We start from the raw sequence: 17,961 nt of genomic DNA on the forward strand, positions 1-17,961 counted from the left end.
CAGGAGGGTTAGCGATTCAGGTGCCCCACCACCCTGGGAAGGGTGAACCGGCACACTTGAGGAAAATGAGCCATGACGACACGTCAGCCGCTGTACAAATCCCTGTATGTCCAGGTGATCATTGCCATCACCATCGGCATCCTGCTCGGCCACTACTACCCGGAAACGGGCGTCGCCCTCAAACCCCTGGGTGACGGCTTCGTCAAGTTGATCAAGATGGTCATCGCCCCGATCATCTTCTGTACCGTGGTCAGCGGCATCGCCGGCATGCAGAGTATGAAGTCGGTCGGCAAGACTGGCGGCTACGCGCTGCTGTATTTCGAAATCGTCTCCACCATCGCCCTGATCATCGGCCTCGTCGTCGTCAACGTGGTCAAGCCCGGCGCTGGCATGCACATCGACGTCAGCACCCTGAATGCCAGCAGCGTGGCTGCCTATGCCGCCGCCGGCGCGCAGCAGACCACCGTCGGCTTCCTGCTCAACGTCATCCCCAACACCGTGGTCGGCGCCTTCGCCAACGGCGACATCCTGCAAGTGCTGATGTTCTCGGTGCTGTTCGGCTTCGCCCTGCACCGCCTGGGCAGCTACGGCAAGCCGTTGCTGGACATGATCGACCGCTTCGCCCATGTCATGTTCAACATCATCAACATGATCATGAAGCTTGCCCCGATCGGCGCCTTCGGTGCCATGGCCTTCACCATCGGCCAGTACGGCGTTGGCTCGCTGGTGCAGCTGGGCTACCTGATGGCCTGCTTCTACATCACCTGCCTGCTGTTCGTGCTGGTGGTGCTGGGCGGTATCTGCCGTGCCCACGGTTTCAGCGTACTCAAGCTGATCCGCTACATCCGTGAAGAACTGCTGATCGTACTGGGTACTTCGTCCTCGGAGTCGGCCCTGCCACGCATGCTGGCCAAGATGGAGCGCCTGGGCGCGAAGAAGTCGGTGGTGGGCCTGGTCATCCCGACCGGTTACTCGTTCAACCTGGACGGTACCTCGATCTACCTGACCATGGCTGCGGTGTTCATCGCTCAGGCGACCGACACCACCATGGACATCACTCACCAGATCACCCTGCTGCTGGTGCTGTTGGTAGCTTCCAAAGGTGCTGCCGGCGTTACCGGTTCGGGCTTCATCGTCCTGGCCGCAACCCTGTCGGCCGTTGGCCACCTGCCGGTTGCCGGCCTGGCGCTGATCCTCGGCATCGACCGCTTCATGTCCGAAGCCCGCGCCCTGACCAACCTGGTGGGCAACGCCGTTGCTACCGTGGTAGTGGCCAAGTGGGTCAAGGAAATGGACAACGACAAGCTGGCTTCGGAACTGGCTTCCGGTGGTGCGCCGCTGGTCGATGCGCGTCCGACCGACGACCTGGGTGTGGCCGAAGGCCCGGCTCGCTGATCGCGCTGCGGTAAAACGAAAAAGGCGACCCCAGGGTCGCCTTTTTCATGCGCGGTCTTCGCGTCAGGCCAGCACAACCTCCAGCACCCGGATCGAGTCCGGCTGCGGGTAATGCCACCTCACCTGCACGTCCCAGAACCTCACCCCGTAAACCCGCTCGGCCGGCGGTACCTGATAAGCCGGCCGTGGGTCCTGCGCCAGGCATTGCTCGATCAGCTCCACCAGCGGCTCGCCCAGGCGCAAGGCATGCTCGCGGGCCTGGGGCAGGGCGTTGTCGGCCCACTGCACGGCAATTGCCACAGGCGCTGCATTGGCCATCTGGTTGCTGGCGCCAGCGATGCTGTCGGCGTAGGGCACATAGGGTTTGATGTCCAGCACCGGCGTGCCGTCGAGCAAGTCGATGCCTGACAGCAGCAGGCGCCCGGGCTCCACGCCCTCCAGGCGCACCACCGACTGGCCGATACCATTGGGCCGGTGGGTGGCGCGGGTAGCGAACACCCCCATGCTTTTGTTGCCGCCCAGGCGCGGTGGCCGCACCTTCAGGCGCGGCTTGTCCTCCAGGGCCTGGTGGAACAGAAACAGCAACCAGACATGGCTGACCTGCTCCAGGCCCTCGACCGCATCACCCTGGTCGAACGGTGGCAGCAGTTCGAGTACACCACGCGCGGCAGGCGCCAGCTGGGGTTGGCGCGGGATGGCGAACTTCTCCTTGAAACAGGAGCGGACGATGCCGACCGGGGCAACCGTATGCTGCATGGCCACTCAGCCGCGCACGCGCAGGGTCAGGCCCTTCAGGAAGTTGCGCAGCAACTGGTCGCCGCAAGGGCGGTAGTTATCGTGGCCAGCCTTGCGGAACAGTGCGCTGAGCTCAGGCTTGCTGACCGGGAAGTTGACCGACTTGAGGATCGCGTGCAGGTCGTCTTCCTTGAGCTCGAAGGCCACCCGCAGTTTTTTGAGGATCTGGTTATTGGTCACCGGCAGCTCGACCGGCTGCTGCGGGCGGCTGTCGTCCTTGCCACGGCGGTGTATTACCAGGCCGTCGAGAAAGTGCGCCATCACCCGTTCAGGGCAGCGCACGAAGCCTTCCTCTTCTTCTTTTTTCAGGTAGGTGGCCAGCACCAGCGGGTTCACTTCGAGGCCAGAGAGGTCGATGATCTCGGCCATCTTGGCGTCGTTCACCTTGAGCATGTAGCGCAGGCTGCGCAGGACGTCGTTGTGGTTCATTGCTGCAGAATCCTGTTCAGGTGCCGCGCGTTCCAGCGCGGCGCATTGCTTAGAAACGTTCGGTAGTGGCCAGGTAGCGCCATTGGCCCAAAGGCAGCTTGCCCATGGACACGCCACCCAGGCGAATGCGGCGCATGCTTATGAGCTCCAGGCGCAGGTAGGCGCAAAGCTCGGAAATCTGCCCTGGTTGTGGGTTTTTCAACACCATGCGCAGGTGGGTCTCGTTCTGCCAACTGGCCTTGGCCTTGGGCAGCTCGCGGTCATTGCGCGTGGCCCCGCGCGCCAGGCGCTCCAGCGCCTGAGGCGTGGTCTCGCCGCGCACTTCAACGATGAATTCCTGCTCCAGGCGACGCAGGTCCGCCTCGACTTTGCGGGTTACCCGCCAGTCCTGGGTGAACACCTGCAGGCCGCTGGCCCCACGCTCCAGCGGTGCCACGCAGTCCTGCCGGGCAAAATGCCCGTGCAGGGCGCGCACGCCTTCGCGGTGGGCTTCGCTGAGGCTAGCCATGTTCATGCTGGCACGAGCGGTTTCGCTGTCCACGCCGGCCGGCTGATTCAGCAGCAGGGTCACTGGCTCCAGGGTTTCGGCACGGGCGCCCGGCAGCAGCTCGACGCGCTGCTGTTCGACTTTGAACTGCGGCTGCTCGACCACCACGCCATCGACAGTAACCCAGCCTCCTTCAATGTACTGCTCGGCCTCGCGGCGGGAGCAGCCGAGCTGCTCGATGAGGCGTTTGGACAGGCGGACGGGTTCGGACATGGGGCAATTCGCAAGGCAGGGAAAGACCTCCATTGTACCTGCCCGTGCGCGATTGATGATGGGAATCTGTGTCAGATGCGCCATTTTGGATACTTGGCGCGGCACATTCAGGCGCCGCCACAAGGTGCGCTTCGCACCAACCTCATGTGCAGCAGAGGGTAGGGCTGGCCCAAGCCATCGGTTTGCGAACGGCCGATGACTTCAAATCCTTCATGCAGGTAGAAGCCCAGCGCTTGCGGGTTTTGTTCGTTGACGTCCAGGCACTCGGCATTCAGTTCGTTGATGGCATAGCGCAGCAGGCGCTTGCCAACACCTTGGCCACGGTGGGTAGGTGCGACGAACAGCATGTCCACCCGCCCGTTGGCGACCCCGGCGAAACCGCAGATCCGTTGGCGGTCCTTGCAGCAAATCAGCATCACTGCGTCGAGGTAGCGGCGCAGCACGTGTTCGCGCAGCAGCAGGATGTAGCCCTCTGGCAGGAAGTCGTGGGTGGCGCGTACCGAATCCTCCCATACCTGTACCAATTCGCTGTAGTCGCACAAGCGCGGGGTTTGCAGCGTCAGTAGCGCAGGCATGCCGGTATTCCTCCGTGACGGTAGGGAAAACATAGCAGGCCAACCACCGGTCGGCTGGTTCGCGCAGCGCTTGAAGCTCGGGGTATGGAGGTCTATTAATTAAACGTGGGAAAAAATCCCACGCAAAGAAAAGAAAAAACCGAAAGCAGAATTCCTGACTGATTTGGCGTTCTCGTGGCGAAGACCTGGAGACGGACTATGCAAATCCACCTGCTGTTCAAGAAGGCTTTACTCGCGGCTGCCGTAGCGGGCGTGCTGTCGACATCCATTGTCTTGATCCCTGATTCGATTACTCATGGCTCCAGTGCCTACGCCAAAGACGGCGGTGGTGGCGGTGGTGGCCACGGCGGTGGCGGTGGCCATGGAGGTGGCGGCGGAAGCGGCGGTGGCGGTGGCCATGGAGGTGGCGGCGGAAGCGGCGGTGGCGGTGGCCATGGAGGTGGCGGCGGAAGCGGCGGTGGCGGTGGCCATGGAGGTGGCGGCGGAAGCGGCGGTGGCGGTGGCCATGGAGGTGGCGGCGGAAGCGGCGGCGGTGGCCACGGTGGTGGCGGTGGAAGTGGCAGTGGCGGCGGCCACGGCAGTGGAGGCGACGGCGGCGGCCATGCCGGCAACGGCAACAGTGGCAGCGGCCATGATGGCCAGGGCCACGACGGCAACTCGAACTCTGGGCGCAGCAGCAGTCATGCTGAAGCAGGTGACGATCATGGCAATCACGTGGGTGGTGAGCCCGGTGATGATCACGGCAACCACGTTGGCGGTGAGCCCGGTGACGATCATGGCAACCATGTTGGCGGTGAGCCCGGGGATGATCATGGCAATCATGTCGGCGGCGAGCCTGGCGATGATCACGGCAATCATGTTGGTGGTGAACCTGGCGATGATCACGGCAACCATGTGGGTGGCGAACCGGGTGATGACAACAGCAGAAGCTGATTGGCGCTGATTCGAAGCGGCCCGTACAAAACCCAGCGGACGGGTTTTGTATGAGCAGGATTCATATGTCAAGGAATGCGCTCAATGCAATCGCCCGCCTTACCCCCCTCGATGTTAAGCGCGCTGCGGCGTGTCATGCGCCCTTTGGTGCGTTTGATGCTACGCAAGGGGGTGACCTACACGATGTTCGCCGACCTGCTCAAGGAAGTGTTCGTCGAGGTTGCGCATCGCGAGTTTCGTCTGAACGACACCGCACCAAGTGACAGCCGCATCAGCCTGCTTACAGGCGTACATCGTAAAGATGTTCGACGGCTGCGCAGCGAGGGCGATACGGTGCTTGCGGCCCTGCCCGCGAATATCACGCTAGGCGCACAGTTGGTCAGCGTCTGGACTACCACTGCGCCATTCTGTTCCGTACCTGGTCAGGCACTGGCGCTGCCGAGGCTGGCCAGCGTGGGGGGGGATTGCTCATTTGATGCCCTGGTGGCCAAGGTCAGCACCGATATCCGCGGCCGGGTGGTGCTGGATGAATGGTTGCGCCTGGGTGTGGTGCGGCTCGACGAGCAGGATTGCGTTCACCTGCAAGCTCAGGCATTCGTGCCGCAAAAGGGCTTTGATGAAAAAGCCGCCTACTTCGGTCACAACCTGCATGACCATGCCTGCGCAGCAGTACACAACCTCAGCGACGACGGCCAACCATTTTTTGAACGTAGCGTGCACTACGACGCCCTGAGCCTGGCAAGTGTCGAGCATGTGCGTGAGGTGGTCGCCAAGGATGGCATGCAGACGCTGCTTGCCTTCAGCCACCTTGCAGCCGAGCTGGAAAGCGTCGATGAGCCCAGTGCCGAGCAACGCCAGCGCATCACTGTCGGGCTTTATTTCTACACTGAAGCTACCGATCCCGATTCGTCGAAGACACCCGGCCCATGACTCTTCTTGCGCGCTGCCTCAGTGCTGTCACGTTCGCCCTGGTTTTCGGGTTGAACCTGATAGCGCCTGCCGAGGTAGTTGCGGCGCCGGTGTGTGTCAGCCGGGACGAGGTGGGTATGGCCGGTGCTGCAGGTATGCAATTTCCCGGCGGCGTGGGCGGTACCGGGGCCAGGGCGGGTGGTGTCGGTGGTACCGGCGCGCCACTTCAGCAACGCCCCGGTGGCACGGGTGGTACTGGGGCGGTGGCGGAAGGTGTGGACGGTACCTACTTCGATCACAGCCACGGTGGGGTAGGCGGTACCGGTGCGCCGATCCAGCGCCCGGGCGGTACGGGCGGCACAGGTATTGTCGGCACTATCACCGGGTTCGCCTCGATCTGCGTCAATGGCATGGAGGTGCACTATGGCAAGGACGTACCCGTGAGTGAAAACGGGGCGCCTGCCAGCAGTGGTCACTTGGCGATCGGGCAAGTGGTGGCGGTGGAGGCGTTCGCCACCCAGCGTGGTCTGCAAGCAGGGCGCATTTCGATCCTCAACGTCTTCGAAGGGCCGCTAACGGCGCTGCCCAATGCCTCGGCCCCCCTGCGAGTCATGGGCCAACCTGTGCGGCTTGCCGCTGGCGCGCGGGTGGCTGAAGGGCTGCGCCCGGGCGAGCCCGTGAGGGTCAGCGGCCTGCGTGATGCCCGGGGCGAAGTGGTGGCGACACGTATCGAACGGGCGCCGGGGTTGAGGGAGGCCAGCGCCATCGGTGCGGTAGATCGTGCTGGCAACCTTCAGGGGTTGAAGCTGGGTACCCGTGTGGCCCCTGCACGGGAAGTGCTGGTGCGCGGCCAGTGGACCGGGCGCCAGCTGGAAGTGGCGCAAACCCGCCCCGACCCGAGCCTGCCTTTTGCTGGCCGAGTCCAGCAGGCAGTGGTCGAAGGGTTGGTGCAGCGCACTCAGGCACGGCAACTGGTGGTTGCAGGCATCAATGTGACGTTGGGGCAAGGCACTGTAATTGTTGGCAGGCAGCCTGCGACGTTGGCGCTTGATCAACGTGTGCGGGTAAGCGGGGTACTCAGTGGTACTCACGAGTTGCGGGCAACCCGTGTGGAGTTCCAGGGAGACCGTATCGACAATCCGGACAGAAGCCATTCGGGGCACGATGGCGAGCAGGAAAGGAGCAGCTCCGGCGGCTCCAGCAACAGTGATCATGGCGCAAGCGATGCGACCAGCGTGCGCAATGAAGCCAGTGATGATCACCGTGGGCGCAGTGCCGTTGACGACTCCAGTGGCCATGGCAGCGGGGGTGGCGTGGAAAAATCTGGAAAGTCGGAACACCTCGACGCTGTGGAGCAGGCCGAGCGGAGTAACAGCGGAAGTTCTGATCGGGTGGAAAAGGTCGAAGTCGAAAAGGTCGAGAAGGTCGATAAGGGCGAAAAGGTCGAAAAGCCTGAGAAGGTAGAGAAGGTAGAGAAGGTAGAGAAGGTAGAGAAGGTAGAGAAGGTAGAGAAGGTAGAGAAGGTAGAGAAGGTAGAGAAAGTAGAGAAAGTAGAGAAAGTAGAGAAAGTAGAGAAAGTAGAGAAAGTAGAAAAGGTAGAGAAAGTAGAAAAGGTAGAGAAAGTCGAAAAGCCTGAAAAAGTTGAGAAGGTTGAGAAAGTAGAAAGAGTCGAAAAGGTAGAGAAAGTTGAGCTGCCGGAGAAAGTAGAAAAAATCGAGAAAGTCGAAAAGCCGGAAAAGGTCGAGACTGCCGAAAAAGTCGAGCATCCAGAGCGATCCGGGCGTTAGCCAACTAGGCTGGGTAAGTCCGACCACACTTCCCAAAAGGGTACTGAGGTGCAGATGAGACCAGCGCTCCCTCTTTTCGCTTGCTTGCTGTCATGCACCAGTGCCTCGGCCTTGGCCGATACCTTCAGCGCCGCCATCGGCATGGACTATTCAAGTGGCGACTATGGCACCGGCACCACGTCGGAAATATGGTACATGCCGGTGGTCGGCAAGTACGAGACCGGCCCTATGACCTACAAGGTAACTGTGCCCTGGTTGCGCATCACCAACCCCGAAGTCGGCCCCAGTGGTGACCCCTTGCCTGGCGGTTGCCGGGACGTGGAAAGCGGGCTGGGCGACACGGTTGCCAGCGCCGGCTATGCGCTGCTCGATGGCAGTGACGGTGGCCTGATGCTGGACCTGATCGGCAAGGTCAAATTCCCCACCGCCGATGAAGACCAGTGCCTGGGCACCGGTGAGTACGACTACACCGCCCAGGTCGACATCACCAAGGGCTTTGGCCTGGTCACCGGGTTCGCCACGCTGGGCTGGAAGAAGTTCGGTGACCCACCCGACAGCAACTTCGACGACCCGGTATTTGCCAGCCTCGGCTTTGCGCTACCCGTGGCTGCGGGCACTTCGGCAGGTGCTTCCTATGATTGGCGGCAAAAAGTGGTCTCGACCGGATCGCAGATCCAGGAACTGACGCTGTTCCTCACCCACAAGCTCAACCAGCAGTGGAAAGTACAACTCTACGCGGTCAAAGGCTTCTCGGATGCCAGCCCGGATGCCGAGGGCGGCCTGATGCTATTTCACACGTTCTGACAAAAAAGCCCCTGCGCCGGTAGTTCCTGGTGGGGAGTGCCGGGGCAGGGGCTTTTCATGTTTCAGCCGTTTTAGATAGGCTCTGCCCACATGTCGTATTCGTCGGCATCCACGACACGGCAACGCACTTTGTCGCCTGGCTTGAAACCATGGTCACCGTCGATGAACACGCTGCCGTCGATTTCCGGGGCATCGAAGAAGCTGCGGCCAACCGAACCCTGCTCCTCGACTTCGTCGATCAGCACCTCGATTTCCTTACCGATGCGCAGTTGCAGGCGGGCGGTGCTGATGGCTTGTTGGTGGGCCATGAAGCGGTCCCAGCGCTCTTGTTTGATGTCGTCCGGCACTTCTTCCAGGCCCAGGTCGTTGGCCGGGGCGCCTTCCACCGGCGAGTACTGGAAGCAGCCAACGCGGTCGAGCTGGGCCTCGGTCAGCCAGTCCAGCAGGTACTGGAAGTCTTCCTCGGTCTCGCCCGGGAAGCCGACGATGAAGGTAGAGCGGATCACCAACTCAGGGCACTGTTCGCGCCAGTTCTTGATGCGCGCCAGGGTGCGGTCTTCGAAGGCCGGGCGCTTCATCGACTTGAGCACTTTCGGGCTGGCGTGCTGGAACGGGATGTCCAGGTACGGCAGGATCTTGCCGGCGGCCATCAGCGGGATCACGTCGTCCACGTTCGGGTATGGGTACACGTAGTGCAGACGGACCCAGGCGCCCAGGCTGCTCAGCGCTTCGCACAGCTCAAGCATGCGGGTCTTGACCGGGCGGCCATTCCAGAAGTCGGTCTTGTACTTGACGTCGACGCCGTAGGCGCTGGTGTCCTGGGAAATGACCAGGATCTCCTTCACGCCAGCCTTCACCAGGCGCTCGGCCTCGCTCAGCACTTCGCCCACCGGGCGGCTGACCAGCTTGCCGCGCATCGACGGGATGATGCAGAAACTGCAGCTGTGGTTGCAGCCTTCGGAAATTTTCAGGTACGCATAGTGGCGCGGGGTCAGCTTGACACCCTGTGGCGGCACCAGGTCGATCAGTGGGTTGTGGTCCTGACGCGGCGGCACCACTTCGTGCACGGCGTTGACTACCTGCTCGTACTGCTGCGGGCCGGTGACCGACAGCACGCTCGGGTGCACGTCGCGGATGCTGCCTTCTTCTACGCCCATGCAGCCGGTAACGATGACCTTGCCGTTTTCCTTGATCGCTTCGCCGATCACTTCCAGCGACTCGGCCTTGGCGCTGTCGATGAAGCCGCAGGTGTTGACCACCACAACGTCGGCGTCCTCGTAGGTGGGCACGACTTCATAGCCTTCCATGCGCAGCTGGGTCAGGATGCGCTCGGAATCGACCAGGGCTTTTGGGCAACCCAGGCTTACGAAACCTACCTTGGGGGTGGCGGGCGTGGTGGACATGACTAACCTCGGTATTGAATGCAGGTCGCCCGGCCGGAATCGCGGGCGATCTTGACGGGCGCTTTGGGCGCCTCTGATCAAAAAGTGCGCAATTCTAGCGAGCGCAAGAGCGCTTGACCAGCAGAAATACGACGAACGCTGCGCTATGCTTCGCGCCGTTGCGCCAGCGTACCTTCATGGGCCTGGTAGCAGAGTGATTACCAAGGGCCGTGATGGCCGTGTGCGGGAGTGGTCGATGGTTCAGGCAAGCAGTCACGCTGAGGGCGGGCACGAGGGCAAGCAGGGGGCAGCGCGGTCGCTGGGCCTGCTCGTGGCGGCGGTCGGGGTGGTTTATGGCGATATCGGCACCAGCCCGTTGTATACCCTCAAGGAAGTTTTTACCGGCGGTTATGGGGTGCCGGTCAACCATGATGGTGTGCTGGGGATCCTGTCGCTGATCCTGTGGTCGCTGCTGTGGGTGGTTTCGTTCAAGTACGTGATGTTCATCCTGCGCGCCGACAACCAGGGCGAGGGCGGCACCATGGCCCTGACCGCGCTGGCGCGACGGGCCACGGCGGCCTATCCGCGGCTGCGCACGCTGATGGTGATTTGCGGGTTGATCGGCGCTTCGTTGTTTTATGGCGACAGCATGATCACCCCGGCAGTATCGGTGCTGTCGGCAGTGGAGGGCATGGGCCTGGCGTTTGACGGTATCGACCATTGGGTAGTGCCGATTTCGCTGGTGGTACTGGTGGCACTGTTCCTGGTGCAGAAGCACGGTACCGAGACGATCGGCAAACTGTTCGGCCCGATCATGGTCACCTGGTTCGTGGTGCTGGGCGCGCTCGGTGTGCATGGCATCTCGCAGAGCCCGGAAGTGCTCAAGGCCTTCAACCCAGGCTGGGCGGTGAACTTCTTCGTGGTGCACCCCGGCATGGGCGTGGCCATTCTCGGCGCGGTGGTGCTGGCGCTGACCGGTGCCGAGGCGCTGTACGCCGACATGGGGCATTTTGGCCGCAAGCCGATCGCCCGGGCCTGGTTCATCCTGGTGCTACCCGCGCTGGTGCTCAACTATTTCGGCCAGGGTGCACTGCTGCTGCAAAACCCGGAGGCAGCACGTAACCCCTTCTACCTGCTGGCACCGAGCTGGGCGCTGTTGCCGTTGGTCGGGTTGGCCACGATGGCCACGGTGATTGCCTCGCAGGCGGTCATTTCCGGGGCGTTTTCCCTGACTCGCCAGGCCATTCAGCTGGGTTACATCCCGCGCATGCAGATCCAGCACACCTCCAGCGACGAACAGGGGCAGATCTACATCGGCGCGGTGAACTGGACGCTGATGGTGGGTGTTGTGTTGCTGGTGATCGGCTTCGAGTCGTCAGGCGCTCTGGCTGCGGCCTACGGGGTGGCGGTGACCGGTACCATGCTGATGACCACCATCCTGGTGTCGGCGGTGATGCTGCTGCTGTGGAAGTGGCCGCCGGTGCTCGCCGTGCCGCTTCTGATGGGCTTCCTGTTCGTCGACGGGCTGTTCTTCGCCGCCAACGTGCCGAAAATCGTCCAGGGCGGTGCCTTCCCGGTGTTGGCTGGCGGTGTACTGTTCCTGCTGATGAGCACCTGGAAGCGCGGCAAGCAGATTCTGGTGGAGCGCATCGACGAAGGCGCACTGCCGTTACCGCTGTTCATCAGCAGTATCCGCATTCAGCCGCCGCACCGGGTTGAAGGTACGGCGGTATTCCTGACCGCACGTTCCGATGCCGTGCCGCATGCACTGTTGCACAACATGCTGCACAACCAGGTGCTGCACAGCCAGGTGGTGCTGTTGACCGTGGTCAGCGAAGACCAGCCACGGGTACCAGAGCATGAGCGTTTCGAGGTAGAGGCCTACGGCGACGGATTCTTCCGTGTGTTGCTGCACTTCGGTTTCATGGATGAGCCGGACGTGCCGGCGGCGTTGAAGCTGTGTCATCTGGATGACCTGGACTTCACGCCGATGCGCACCACCTACTTCCTCAGCCGCGAGACGGTGATCGCGTCGCGGCTGGAAGGGATGTCGCGCTGGCGAGGCAACCTGTTTGCGTTCCTGTTGAAGAATGCCAATGGCAACCTGCGCTTCTTCAACCTGCCACTCAACCGAGTGATCGAGCTGGGAACTCAGGTCGAGATCTGAATGCCAAGGGGCCGCAAAGCGGCCCCAATCATTGTCAGTTCTGCTCAGCCACGCTCGATTTGCCCTGGCGGGTCTCGATCTCGCCAATCAGGCGTTTGGCCAGCGCCGGGTAATTTTCGTCGAAGTGGTGCCCCCCTGGCAGTTTCAGGCGTTCACCTACTGCGGTCTTCTCCGTGCAGCCACTCTCGTCGGTTTCCTCGACGCCATACGCACACACCACCTTGGATGCTGGCAACTTGGCCATTTCCGGCCCGGTTGGCGCTTCCTGGCCTTCCTTGCCCAGCCAGCCCTCGACCTCGATCTCGAAGCTGCCACTGCGGGCAAACGCCAGCAACATCACGGCATCGATGCGCTGTTGGTCTTCTGGTGGCAGGCGGTTGTAGATGGCTGGCAACACGTCAGCACCGAACGAATAACCCGTCAGCACGAAGCGCTTGGTACCCCATTTCTGCCGGTAGTGCTGCATCAGTTCGGACAGGTCGGCGGCGCTTTGCTCCGGAGTCTTGTGCTGCCAGTAGTAGCGCAGCGTGTCGATGCCCACCACCGGGTAGCCCAGCTTGGCCATTTCCCCGGCCACGTCGCGGTCGAGGTCGCGCCAGCCGCCATCACCGGAGAGGAACAGGGTGACCGTGTCGGTGGTCTGCCCAGCCGGTACCTCGACCACCGGGATGGCCAGGGCATTGCCGTCGTGGCCGACCAGGGCTTGGGTCAGTTGCGCCTTGAGCACTTGTGGCAGGTGGATGTCGTAGTCGCTGATGCTGGTTTCGGCATTGGCCTGGTCGCGCACGAAGGCGGCGCTGGCGTCATCCGGGTTGTCGTTCCAGGCGACACTCCAGTGGCCATGGGCAGCCGATTTAGGCAGCGGTGCCTGGCAGCCGGGTTGTTCGACGGTGAAGTCCACGGAAATTGCCCGGGCCTTGTCATCGTTCTGGCTGGCCAGCCAGCGCCAGGCCTGGGCGGCGCCAGGGCCGATACCGGCTACCAGCGTCGGTTTTTCTGGTAGCGCGGCAAGGGCCTGATCCATGACCTGTTGCTGCTTGCTGCAGTCGTTAGGCGGCAAGATCACCTGCACCAGCTGGGCTTCGCCGGCTTGGCTCAGGTCCAGCAGTTGCTTGTCTGTCAGTGCCTGATCCTGTGGCACGCCGATGGCCACCCGGGCCTTGGGGTGCACGCCTGGGGTAGCCCGGGTGATGCTGGTGTCATTGATGCTCAATTGCTCAAGGCGCGCCTCGGGGGCCGGGCGCGTCCACAGCCAGAACGCCAGCGCACCACCCAGGGCGGCCAGCAGCAAGGGAACCAGCAGGTACAGCCAAAAGCGTCGGGTCATCAACGTTTCACCAATCCAGTCAGGCCGCCTGCGATCAGGGCGGCGGTGTCGGCCAGTGCCACCAGCGGGTCGAGCCCGGCCGGCACGGCCATGTAGCGGGGTTCCCAATCCGGTTGGAATTTGTCCTTGAAGCGGCGAAGCCCCTGGAAGTTGTAAAGCTGCTCGCCACGGCGGAACACCATTGAGCCCAAACGCTGGGTCAAAGGCGCGCCACGCCGTGGTTGCAGGCCGGACAGCGGTACCATGCCCAGGCTGAAACGCCCGTAGTCATGGCTTTTGTAATGCAGGATCAAGCCAATCATCATGAATTCCATGGTCAGCTTTGGCGCCTCGGGGTGCGCACGCATCAGGTCGAGGCTGGCCAGTTCGTTGCCATGGGTTTCCAGCAGGTTGGCGAAAGCCACCGGGCGCCCCTGGAAGCGGATCAGTGCTATGCGGAAATGCTGCAGGTAGTCCGGGCTGAAGCGCCCCAGCGAGAAGCCTTTCTCGCGCACGTTCTTGCCGCCGAGCCAGGCATCGGAAATTTCCTTCAACTCAGCCAGCGGGGCGTGGCCGGGTTCATGGATTTCGAGGGTCAAGCCATCGCGCCCGCCGCGGTTCCAGGTGTAGCGCAGGTCTTTCATCTCCTTGCCCTTGGCTTCAAGGTCGAAGCGGCGCAAGTCGACCCGGGCTTCCTCGCCCAACTTCAGGGCGGTCAGGCCGATGTCCATGTAGAACGGCAGGTTTTCCGCACGTACCTGGTAGAACACCGGCCGGGCGTGGTGCAGGTCGCACAGGTCGCGGAACTGCCAGATCATCTCGGCGCGTTCCTGAGCCGGGCCGATCGGGTCGTACAGCGCCACCAGGCTGCGGCCGCGCCGGGCGTACATGAGGAATGCATTGTCACGCGGGTGGAACAGCAATGCCTTGTCGCCGGTCAGTGCCAGGCCGCCGTCGGGCTGATCGGAGGCCAGCAGGATACGGTTGGCGCGTTGCAGCTCTTCTTCATCGGGCAGGTGGATCACTGGCGGCGCGGTGCGCAGCAGCCAAGTCAGCGCCACGGCAGCCAGCAGCAATGCACTGCCCATGGCGGCGCGCAGGCCCCGCGGGGCGTCGGCATCGAGGGTGAACTGCCACCACAGCTGATGGCTGTAGGGCACATCCTGGTAGGCGAACAGCAGCAGCCACACCGATGCACCTACCGCACAGGCGCTGGCCACCAGGAACACCGGCGAGAAGGGGAGTTCCAGCAGACGGCTGGGGCGGTAGAACGAGCGACGGAACAGGGCGAGCAGGGTGGCGGTGAAGGTCAGCAGGCTGGCCTCTTCCCAATCAAAGCCCTTCAGCAGTGACAGCAGGGCGCCGACCAGCAACAGCACGGTGGTCAGCAGCCAGGCGGCGGACAGGCGCCTGCGCAAGCCCTGTGCCAGCAGCAGGCACAGCACGCCGATCAGGCTGGCGCCGAAATGCGAGGCATCGATCAGCCGGTGCGGGACCAAAAAGCCCATGTGCTCCAGGCGCGTGTCGATCTCGGGTGTGGCACCCGAAAACAGCAGCACCACGCCAGACAGGAACACCAGGATCGACAGGATCGGCGCGGCCAGCCCCGAGGCGGCCTTGATGGCCTGTTGCGCGAACAGCAGGCGTCGGGCTTCATTGGCCAACAGCAGCACACAGGCCAGCAGCAGTGGCAGGACCACATAGATCAGCCGGTACAGCAGCAGGGCAGCCGCCAGCGGTGCGGCACCGAGCTGGTCGGCAAAGGCCGCCAACAAAATCGCTTCGAACACCCCGACGCCACCCGGTACGTGGCTGAGCACACCCGCAGCCAGGGCCAGCAGGTACACCAGCACGAATGCGCCGAAAGGGGGCGCTTCGGGCAGCAGCAGGTACAGCACGGTGGCGGCCGCCGCCACATCCAGCGCGGTGATCAGCAGTTGCAGGGCGGCCAGGCGAGCATCAGGCAGGCGAAGTGTACGCCGGCCCAGTTGAACGAGCAGGTTGTTGGCCAGCGGTTGCTCGGCCAGCCGTCGACGGTATAAGCCAATGACCAGCAAGACGGACGCTATCAGCACCGCGCTGGCGATACCTGCCAGCAGCCCGGGCGCCAACCCCAGTGCAGTCGAAGCCGCCGGCAGGTTGCTCAAGGTCGCCAAAGCGGCCAAGGGCGGCAGCGCGCAGCCCAGTGACAGGCTGGCAAACACGGTCATGCGGGCGACTTCGCCAGCACCAAGCCCCTGGCGTGCATACAGGCGGTAGCGAACCGAGCCGCCGGATAACATCGACAGGCCGATGGCGTTACCGATGGCAAAGGCGCTGAAACCGCCCAGTACCAGGCTGCGTGCTGGCAGCTTCACGCCGGCATAGCGGCTGGCCGACCACTCGTAGCCCAGCAGAATCACGAAGCCGACAACCGTTGCCAGCAAGGCACCCAGCAAAGACTGGGTTGGCACGCTGAGCATGGCATCGTGCAAGGCATAGATGTCCAGCTCGCTGAGCAAGTGGCGGCAGGCGATCAAGGCCATGGTGAACAGCAACAGGGTCACGACCAGGCCAATGGGCTGGCGGTAGCGACTCAGGCGCTCAAGCAAAGGCAGACGCTGCACGGCACCGGGCAGCGCCGAGGCGAGCGGCACCGGAGGTTCGGGATTGTGCGAAGTCATGAACAACCCCGGGCGAGTTGCGCGAGGTAAAGGAAAGGTGCGGCCAAGTGGAAGTCCCTTAGGAAAACGTATCCAATGTTACTCCGGCCTCATGCGCTTTCAGCGGCCTGGCAGGGTTAAAGATAGTTCATCCTGGGCACAACGCATCAAGCCTGCGGGTTGGCTTGAAGGGAGGGGGAAACGAGGCGACGAATAACAGGGAGGCATAAAGCAACAAACCCCGCGCTGCTGTTACACAGGCGGGGTTTGTTCTGACGAATATGGTTGCGGGAGCCGGATTTGAACCGACGACCTTCGGGTTATGAGCCCGACGAGCTACCAGGCTGCTCCATCCCGCGTCAGAGGTGCGCATTCTACAGCTTGCTGGTTGGGTGTCAAGCGCCAAGCGTTGATTTTACGAAGTTTTTCGCAAACACTTTTTCGCGGACAAAGAAAAAGGCCACTGTGTAAACAGTGGCCTTTTCTTGAATCTGGTTGCGGGAGCCGGATTTGAACCGACGACCTTCGGGTTATGAGCCCGACGAGCTACCAGGCTGCTCCATCCCGCGTCAGTGGGGCGGATTCTACAGCTTGTGGGGGGTATGTCAAGCGCTAAGCTTTGATTTCTCGAGATTTTTTCGAAAACGCTTTTCAGCGGGCAAAGAAAAAGGCCACTGCGTTAACAGTGGCCTTTTCTCGAATCTGGTTGCGGGAGCCGGATTTGAACCGACGACCTTCGGGTTATGAGCCCGACGAGCTACCAGGCTGCTCCATCCCGCGCCTGTGAGATCGAATTCTACGGATTTACTTCCTGGTGTCAAGCAATTGTTTTGGAAAAAGCTTTTTTGTTCAAACCCTTAGCGCTTGAGAACAGTATTCGGCACAGGCGCGGCGGGGCTTTCAGGCCGATTATCGTGTGGCGATGCGGGTGAGCTGTTTCAGTGCAGGGTGCATGCGATACTATCTGTATGAATTTACAGTGCTGACGGTCGTCCATGTCCTTGCGCAAGATCATCCACGTCGACTGCGATTGCTTCTACGCCGCGATCGAAATGCGTGACGACCCGCGCCTGGCCGGGCGGCCCATGGCGGTGGGGGGCTCGCCCGATCATCGTGGGGTAATTGCCACCTGCAATTATGAAGCGCGTGCCTATGGGGTACGCTCGGCCATGTCGTCGCGGCATGCGCTGAAGCTGTGCCCCGATCTGTTGATCGTAAAGCCGCGCTTTGAAGCCTACCGTGAGGCCTCGCGGGAAATTCACAGCATTTTTCGCGACTACACAGAGCTGATCGAGCCTTTGTCGTTGGACGAAGCCTACCTGGATGTGAGCGACAGCCAGTGGTATTCGGGCAGTGCCACGCGCATCGCCGAGGATATTCGCCGGCGTGTTGCCCGCACCCTGCATATCACCGTGTCGGCGGGGGTGGCGCCGAACAAGTTTCTGGCCAAGATCGCCAGTGACTGGCGTAAGCCCAATGGGCTGTTCGTGATTACCCCGGCTGAAGTGGAGGCGTTCGTTGCAGCCTTGCCGGTGGCCAGGTTGCATGGGGTGGGCAAGGTGACGGCCGACAAGCTGACGCGACTGGGTATCGAAACCTGTCTGGAGTTGCGTGAGTGGTCACGGCTGGCGCTGGTGCGCGAGTTTGGCAGTTTTGGTGAGCGATTGTGGGGGCTGGCGCGGGGTATCGATGAGCGTGCGGTACACAACGACAGCCGACGCCAGTCGGTCAGCGTGGAAAACACCTACGACACCGACCTTCCAGACCTGGCCAGTTGTCTGGCGCGGCTGCCAGAGCTGCTGGATAGCCTGAACGAACGTATTGCCCGCATGGACAACAGTTACCGGCCGGACAAACCGTTCGTTAAGGTCAAGTTTCATGACTTCAGCCAGACCACCATGGAACAGGCGGGGGCGGGCCGGGACCTGGAGAGTTATCGGCAGTTGCTGGGGCAGGCGTTCGCCCGGGGTAGCAAGCCGGTGCGCTTGCTAGGGGTAGGGGTGAGGTTGCGCGACTTGCGCGGGGCGCATGAACAGCTGGAGCTGTTCCCGCCTAAATGAATGGGGCTGCAACGCAG

The 17,961-nt window shown here is 62.3% G+C and carries 14 protein-coding genes and 3 tRNA genes; 7 read left to right on the forward strand and 10 right to left on the reverse strand.

Annotation, left to right across the window (positions count from 1 at the left end; all coding sequences use genetic code 11):
* Positions 1-72 precede the first annotated feature (72 nt).
* Positions 73-1,395: a dicarboxylate/amino acid:cation symporter gene (locus tag DM807_RS12880; RefSeq protein WP_012273793.1), complete on the forward strand. Its 1,323-nt coding sequence runs from the start codon at positions 73-75 to the stop codon at positions 1,393-1,395.
* Between the two features lie 63 nt (positions 1,396-1,458).
* On the opposite strand, the gene tsaA is transcribed toward DM807_RS12880, so the two are convergent.
* The 4 genes from tsaA to DM807_RS12900 form a co-directional block, all read right to left on the reverse strand.
* Positions 1,459-2,151: a tRNA (N6-threonylcarbamoyladenosine(37)-N6)-methyltransferase TrmO gene (tsaA, locus tag DM807_RS12885; protein ID WP_012273792.1), complete on the reverse strand. Its 693-nt coding sequence runs from the start codon at positions 2,149-2,151 to the stop codon at positions 1,459-1,461.
* 6 nt (positions 2,152-2,157) lie between these two features.
* Complete coding sequence (locus DM807_RS12890) at positions 2,158-2,619, reverse strand: YehS family protein (protein WP_069942839.1); 462 nt, start codon at positions 2,617-2,619, stop codon at positions 2,158-2,160.
* A gap of 49 nt (positions 2,620-2,668) precedes the next feature.
* Positions 2,669-3,379: an rRNA pseudouridine synthase gene (locus DM807_RS12895; protein ID WP_012273790.1), complete on the reverse strand. Its 711-nt coding sequence runs from the start codon at positions 3,377-3,379 to the stop codon at positions 2,669-2,671.
* Between the two features lie 107 nt (positions 3,380-3,486).
* Positions 3,487-3,954, reverse strand: coding sequence for a GNAT family N-acetyltransferase (locus DM807_RS12900; RefSeq protein WP_069942840.1), 468 nt, complete (start codon positions 3,952-3,954; stop codon positions 3,487-3,489).
* A gap of 198 nt (positions 3,955-4,152) precedes the next feature.
* On the opposite strand from DM807_RS12900, the gene DM807_RS27885 reads away from it, so the two are divergent.
* The 4 genes from DM807_RS27885 (at position 4,153) to DM807_RS12920 (ending at position 8,387) form a co-directional block, all read left to right on the forward strand.
* Positions 4,153-4,887, forward strand: a complete 735-nt coding sequence (locus DM807_RS27885) for a hypothetical protein (RefSeq protein WP_081336967.1) — start codon at positions 4,153-4,155, stop codon at positions 4,885-4,887.
* An 84-nt stretch (positions 4,888-4,971) separates the two neighbouring features.
* Positions 4,972-5,817, forward strand: coding sequence for a DUF6502 family protein (locus DM807_RS12910; protein ID WP_012273787.1), 846 nt, complete (start codon positions 4,972-4,974; stop codon positions 5,815-5,817).
* Positions 5,814-7,583, forward strand: coding sequence for a DUF5666 domain-containing protein (locus DM807_RS12915; RefSeq protein WP_082425793.1), 1,770 nt, complete (start codon positions 5,814-5,816; stop codon positions 7,581-7,583). Before DM807_RS12910 ends, DM807_RS12915 begins: the two co-directional genes overlap by 4 nt.
* A 54-nt stretch (positions 7,584-7,637) precedes the next feature.
* Positions 7,638-8,387, forward strand: a complete 750-nt coding sequence (locus tag DM807_RS12920) for a transporter family protein (protein ID WP_012273785.1) — start codon at positions 7,638-7,640, stop codon at positions 8,385-8,387.
* A gap of 71 nt (positions 8,388-8,458) precedes the next feature.
* On the opposite strand, the gene rimO is transcribed toward DM807_RS12920, so the two are convergent.
* On the reverse strand, positions 8,459-9,790 hold the full coding sequence (gene rimO / locus DM807_RS12925) for a 30S ribosomal protein S12 methylthiotransferase RimO (protein WP_060492650.1): 1,332 nt from the start codon (positions 9,788-9,790) through the stop codon (positions 8,459-8,461).
* Between the two features lie 235 nt (positions 9,791-10,025).
* Between rimO and DM807_RS12930 the strand changes: the two genes are divergently transcribed.
* Entirely contained in the window at positions 10,026-11,936 is a 1,911-nt protein-coding gene (locus DM807_RS12930; protein WP_012273783.1) for a potassium transporter Kup, read from the forward strand.
* A 34-nt stretch (positions 11,937-11,970) separates the two neighbouring features.
* On the opposite strand, the gene DM807_RS12935 is transcribed toward DM807_RS12930, so the two are convergent.
* The 5 genes from DM807_RS12935 to DM807_RS12955 form a co-directional block, all read right to left on the reverse strand.
* Positions 11,971-13,263: a virulence factor family protein gene (locus DM807_RS12935; protein WP_179027442.1), complete on the reverse strand. Its 1,293-nt coding sequence runs from the start codon at positions 13,261-13,263 to the stop codon at positions 11,971-11,973.
* Positions 13,263-15,905, reverse strand: a complete 2,643-nt coding sequence (mprF, locus tag DM807_RS12940; RefSeq protein WP_012273781.1) for a bifunctional lysylphosphatidylglycerol flippase/synthetase MprF — start codon at positions 15,903-15,905, stop codon at positions 13,263-13,265. The genes DM807_RS12935 and mprF overlap by 1 nt, the downstream gene beginning before the upstream one ends.
* Positions 15,906-16,166: 261 nt before the next feature.
* Positions 16,167-16,243: transfer RNA gene (locus DM807_RS12945), tRNA-Met, on the reverse strand.
* Positions 16,244-16,376: 133 nt separating this feature from the next.
* Positions 16,377-16,453, reverse strand: a tRNA-Met gene (locus DM807_RS12950).
* A gap of 134 nt (positions 16,454-16,587) precedes the next feature.
* Positions 16,588-16,664 (reverse strand) — tRNA-Met (locus tag DM807_RS12955).
* 221 nt (positions 16,665-16,885) lie between these two features.
* On the opposite strand from DM807_RS12955, the gene dinB reads away from it, so the two are divergent.
* Entirely contained in the window at positions 16,886-17,944 is a 1,059-nt protein-coding gene (gene dinB, locus DM807_RS12960) for a DNA polymerase IV (protein ID WP_176729456.1), read from the forward strand.
* Positions 17,945-17,961 lie beyond the last annotated feature (17 nt).

This window comes from Pseudomonas hunanensis (assembly GCF_013393325.1).
GTDB lineage: Bacteria > Pseudomonadota > Gammaproteobacteria > Pseudomonadales > Pseudomonadaceae > Aquipseudomonas > Aquipseudomonas putida_P.

Coding starts and splice junctions, on each gene's coding strand:
- rimO (WP_060492650.1), bottom strand. CDS start 9,790: ATGTCCACCACGCCCGCCACCCCCAAGGTAGGTTTCGTAAGCCTGGGT.
- tsaA (WP_012273792.1), bottom strand. CDS start 2,151: ATGCAGCATACGGTTGCCCCGGTCGGCATCGTCCGCTCCTGTTTCAAG.
- DM807_RS12920 (WP_012273785.1), top strand. CDS start 7,638: ATGAGACCAGCGCTCCCTCTTTTCGCTTGCTTGCTGTCATGCACCAGT.
- DM807_RS12930 (WP_012273783.1), top strand. CDS start 10,026: ATGGTTCAGGCAAGCAGTCACGCTGAGGGCGGGCACGAGGGCAAGCAG.
- DM807_RS12915 (WP_082425793.1), top strand. CDS start 5,814: ATGACTCTTCTTGCGCGCTGCCTCAGTGCTGTCACGTTCGCCCTGGTT.
- DM807_RS12880 (WP_012273793.1), top strand. CDS start 73: ATGACGACACGTCAGCCGCTGTACAAATCCCTGTATGTCCAGGTGATC.
- DM807_RS12910 (WP_012273787.1), top strand. CDS start 4,972: ATGCAATCGCCCGCCTTACCCCCCTCGATGTTAAGCGCGCTGCGGCGT.
- DM807_RS12895 (WP_012273790.1), bottom strand. CDS start 3,379: ATGTCCGAACCCGTCCGCCTGTCCAAACGCCTCATCGAGCAGCTCGGC.
- DM807_RS27885 (WP_081336967.1), top strand. CDS start 4,153: ATGCAAATCCACCTGCTGTTCAAGAAGGCTTTACTCGCGGCTGCCGTA.
- DM807_RS12890 (WP_069942839.1), bottom strand. CDS start 2,619: ATGAACCACAACGACGTCCTGCGCAGCCTGCGCTACATGCTCAAGGTG.
- DM807_RS12900 (WP_069942840.1), bottom strand. CDS start 3,954: ATGCCTGCGCTACTGACGCTGCAAACCCCGCGCTTGTGCGACTACAGC.
- DM807_RS12935 (WP_179027442.1), bottom strand. CDS start 13,263: ATGACCCGACGCTTTTGGCTGTACCTGCTGGTTCCCTTGCTGCTGGCC.
- mprF (WP_012273781.1), bottom strand. CDS start 15,905: ATGACTTCGCACAATCCCGAACCTCCGGTGCCGCTCGCCTCGGCGCTG.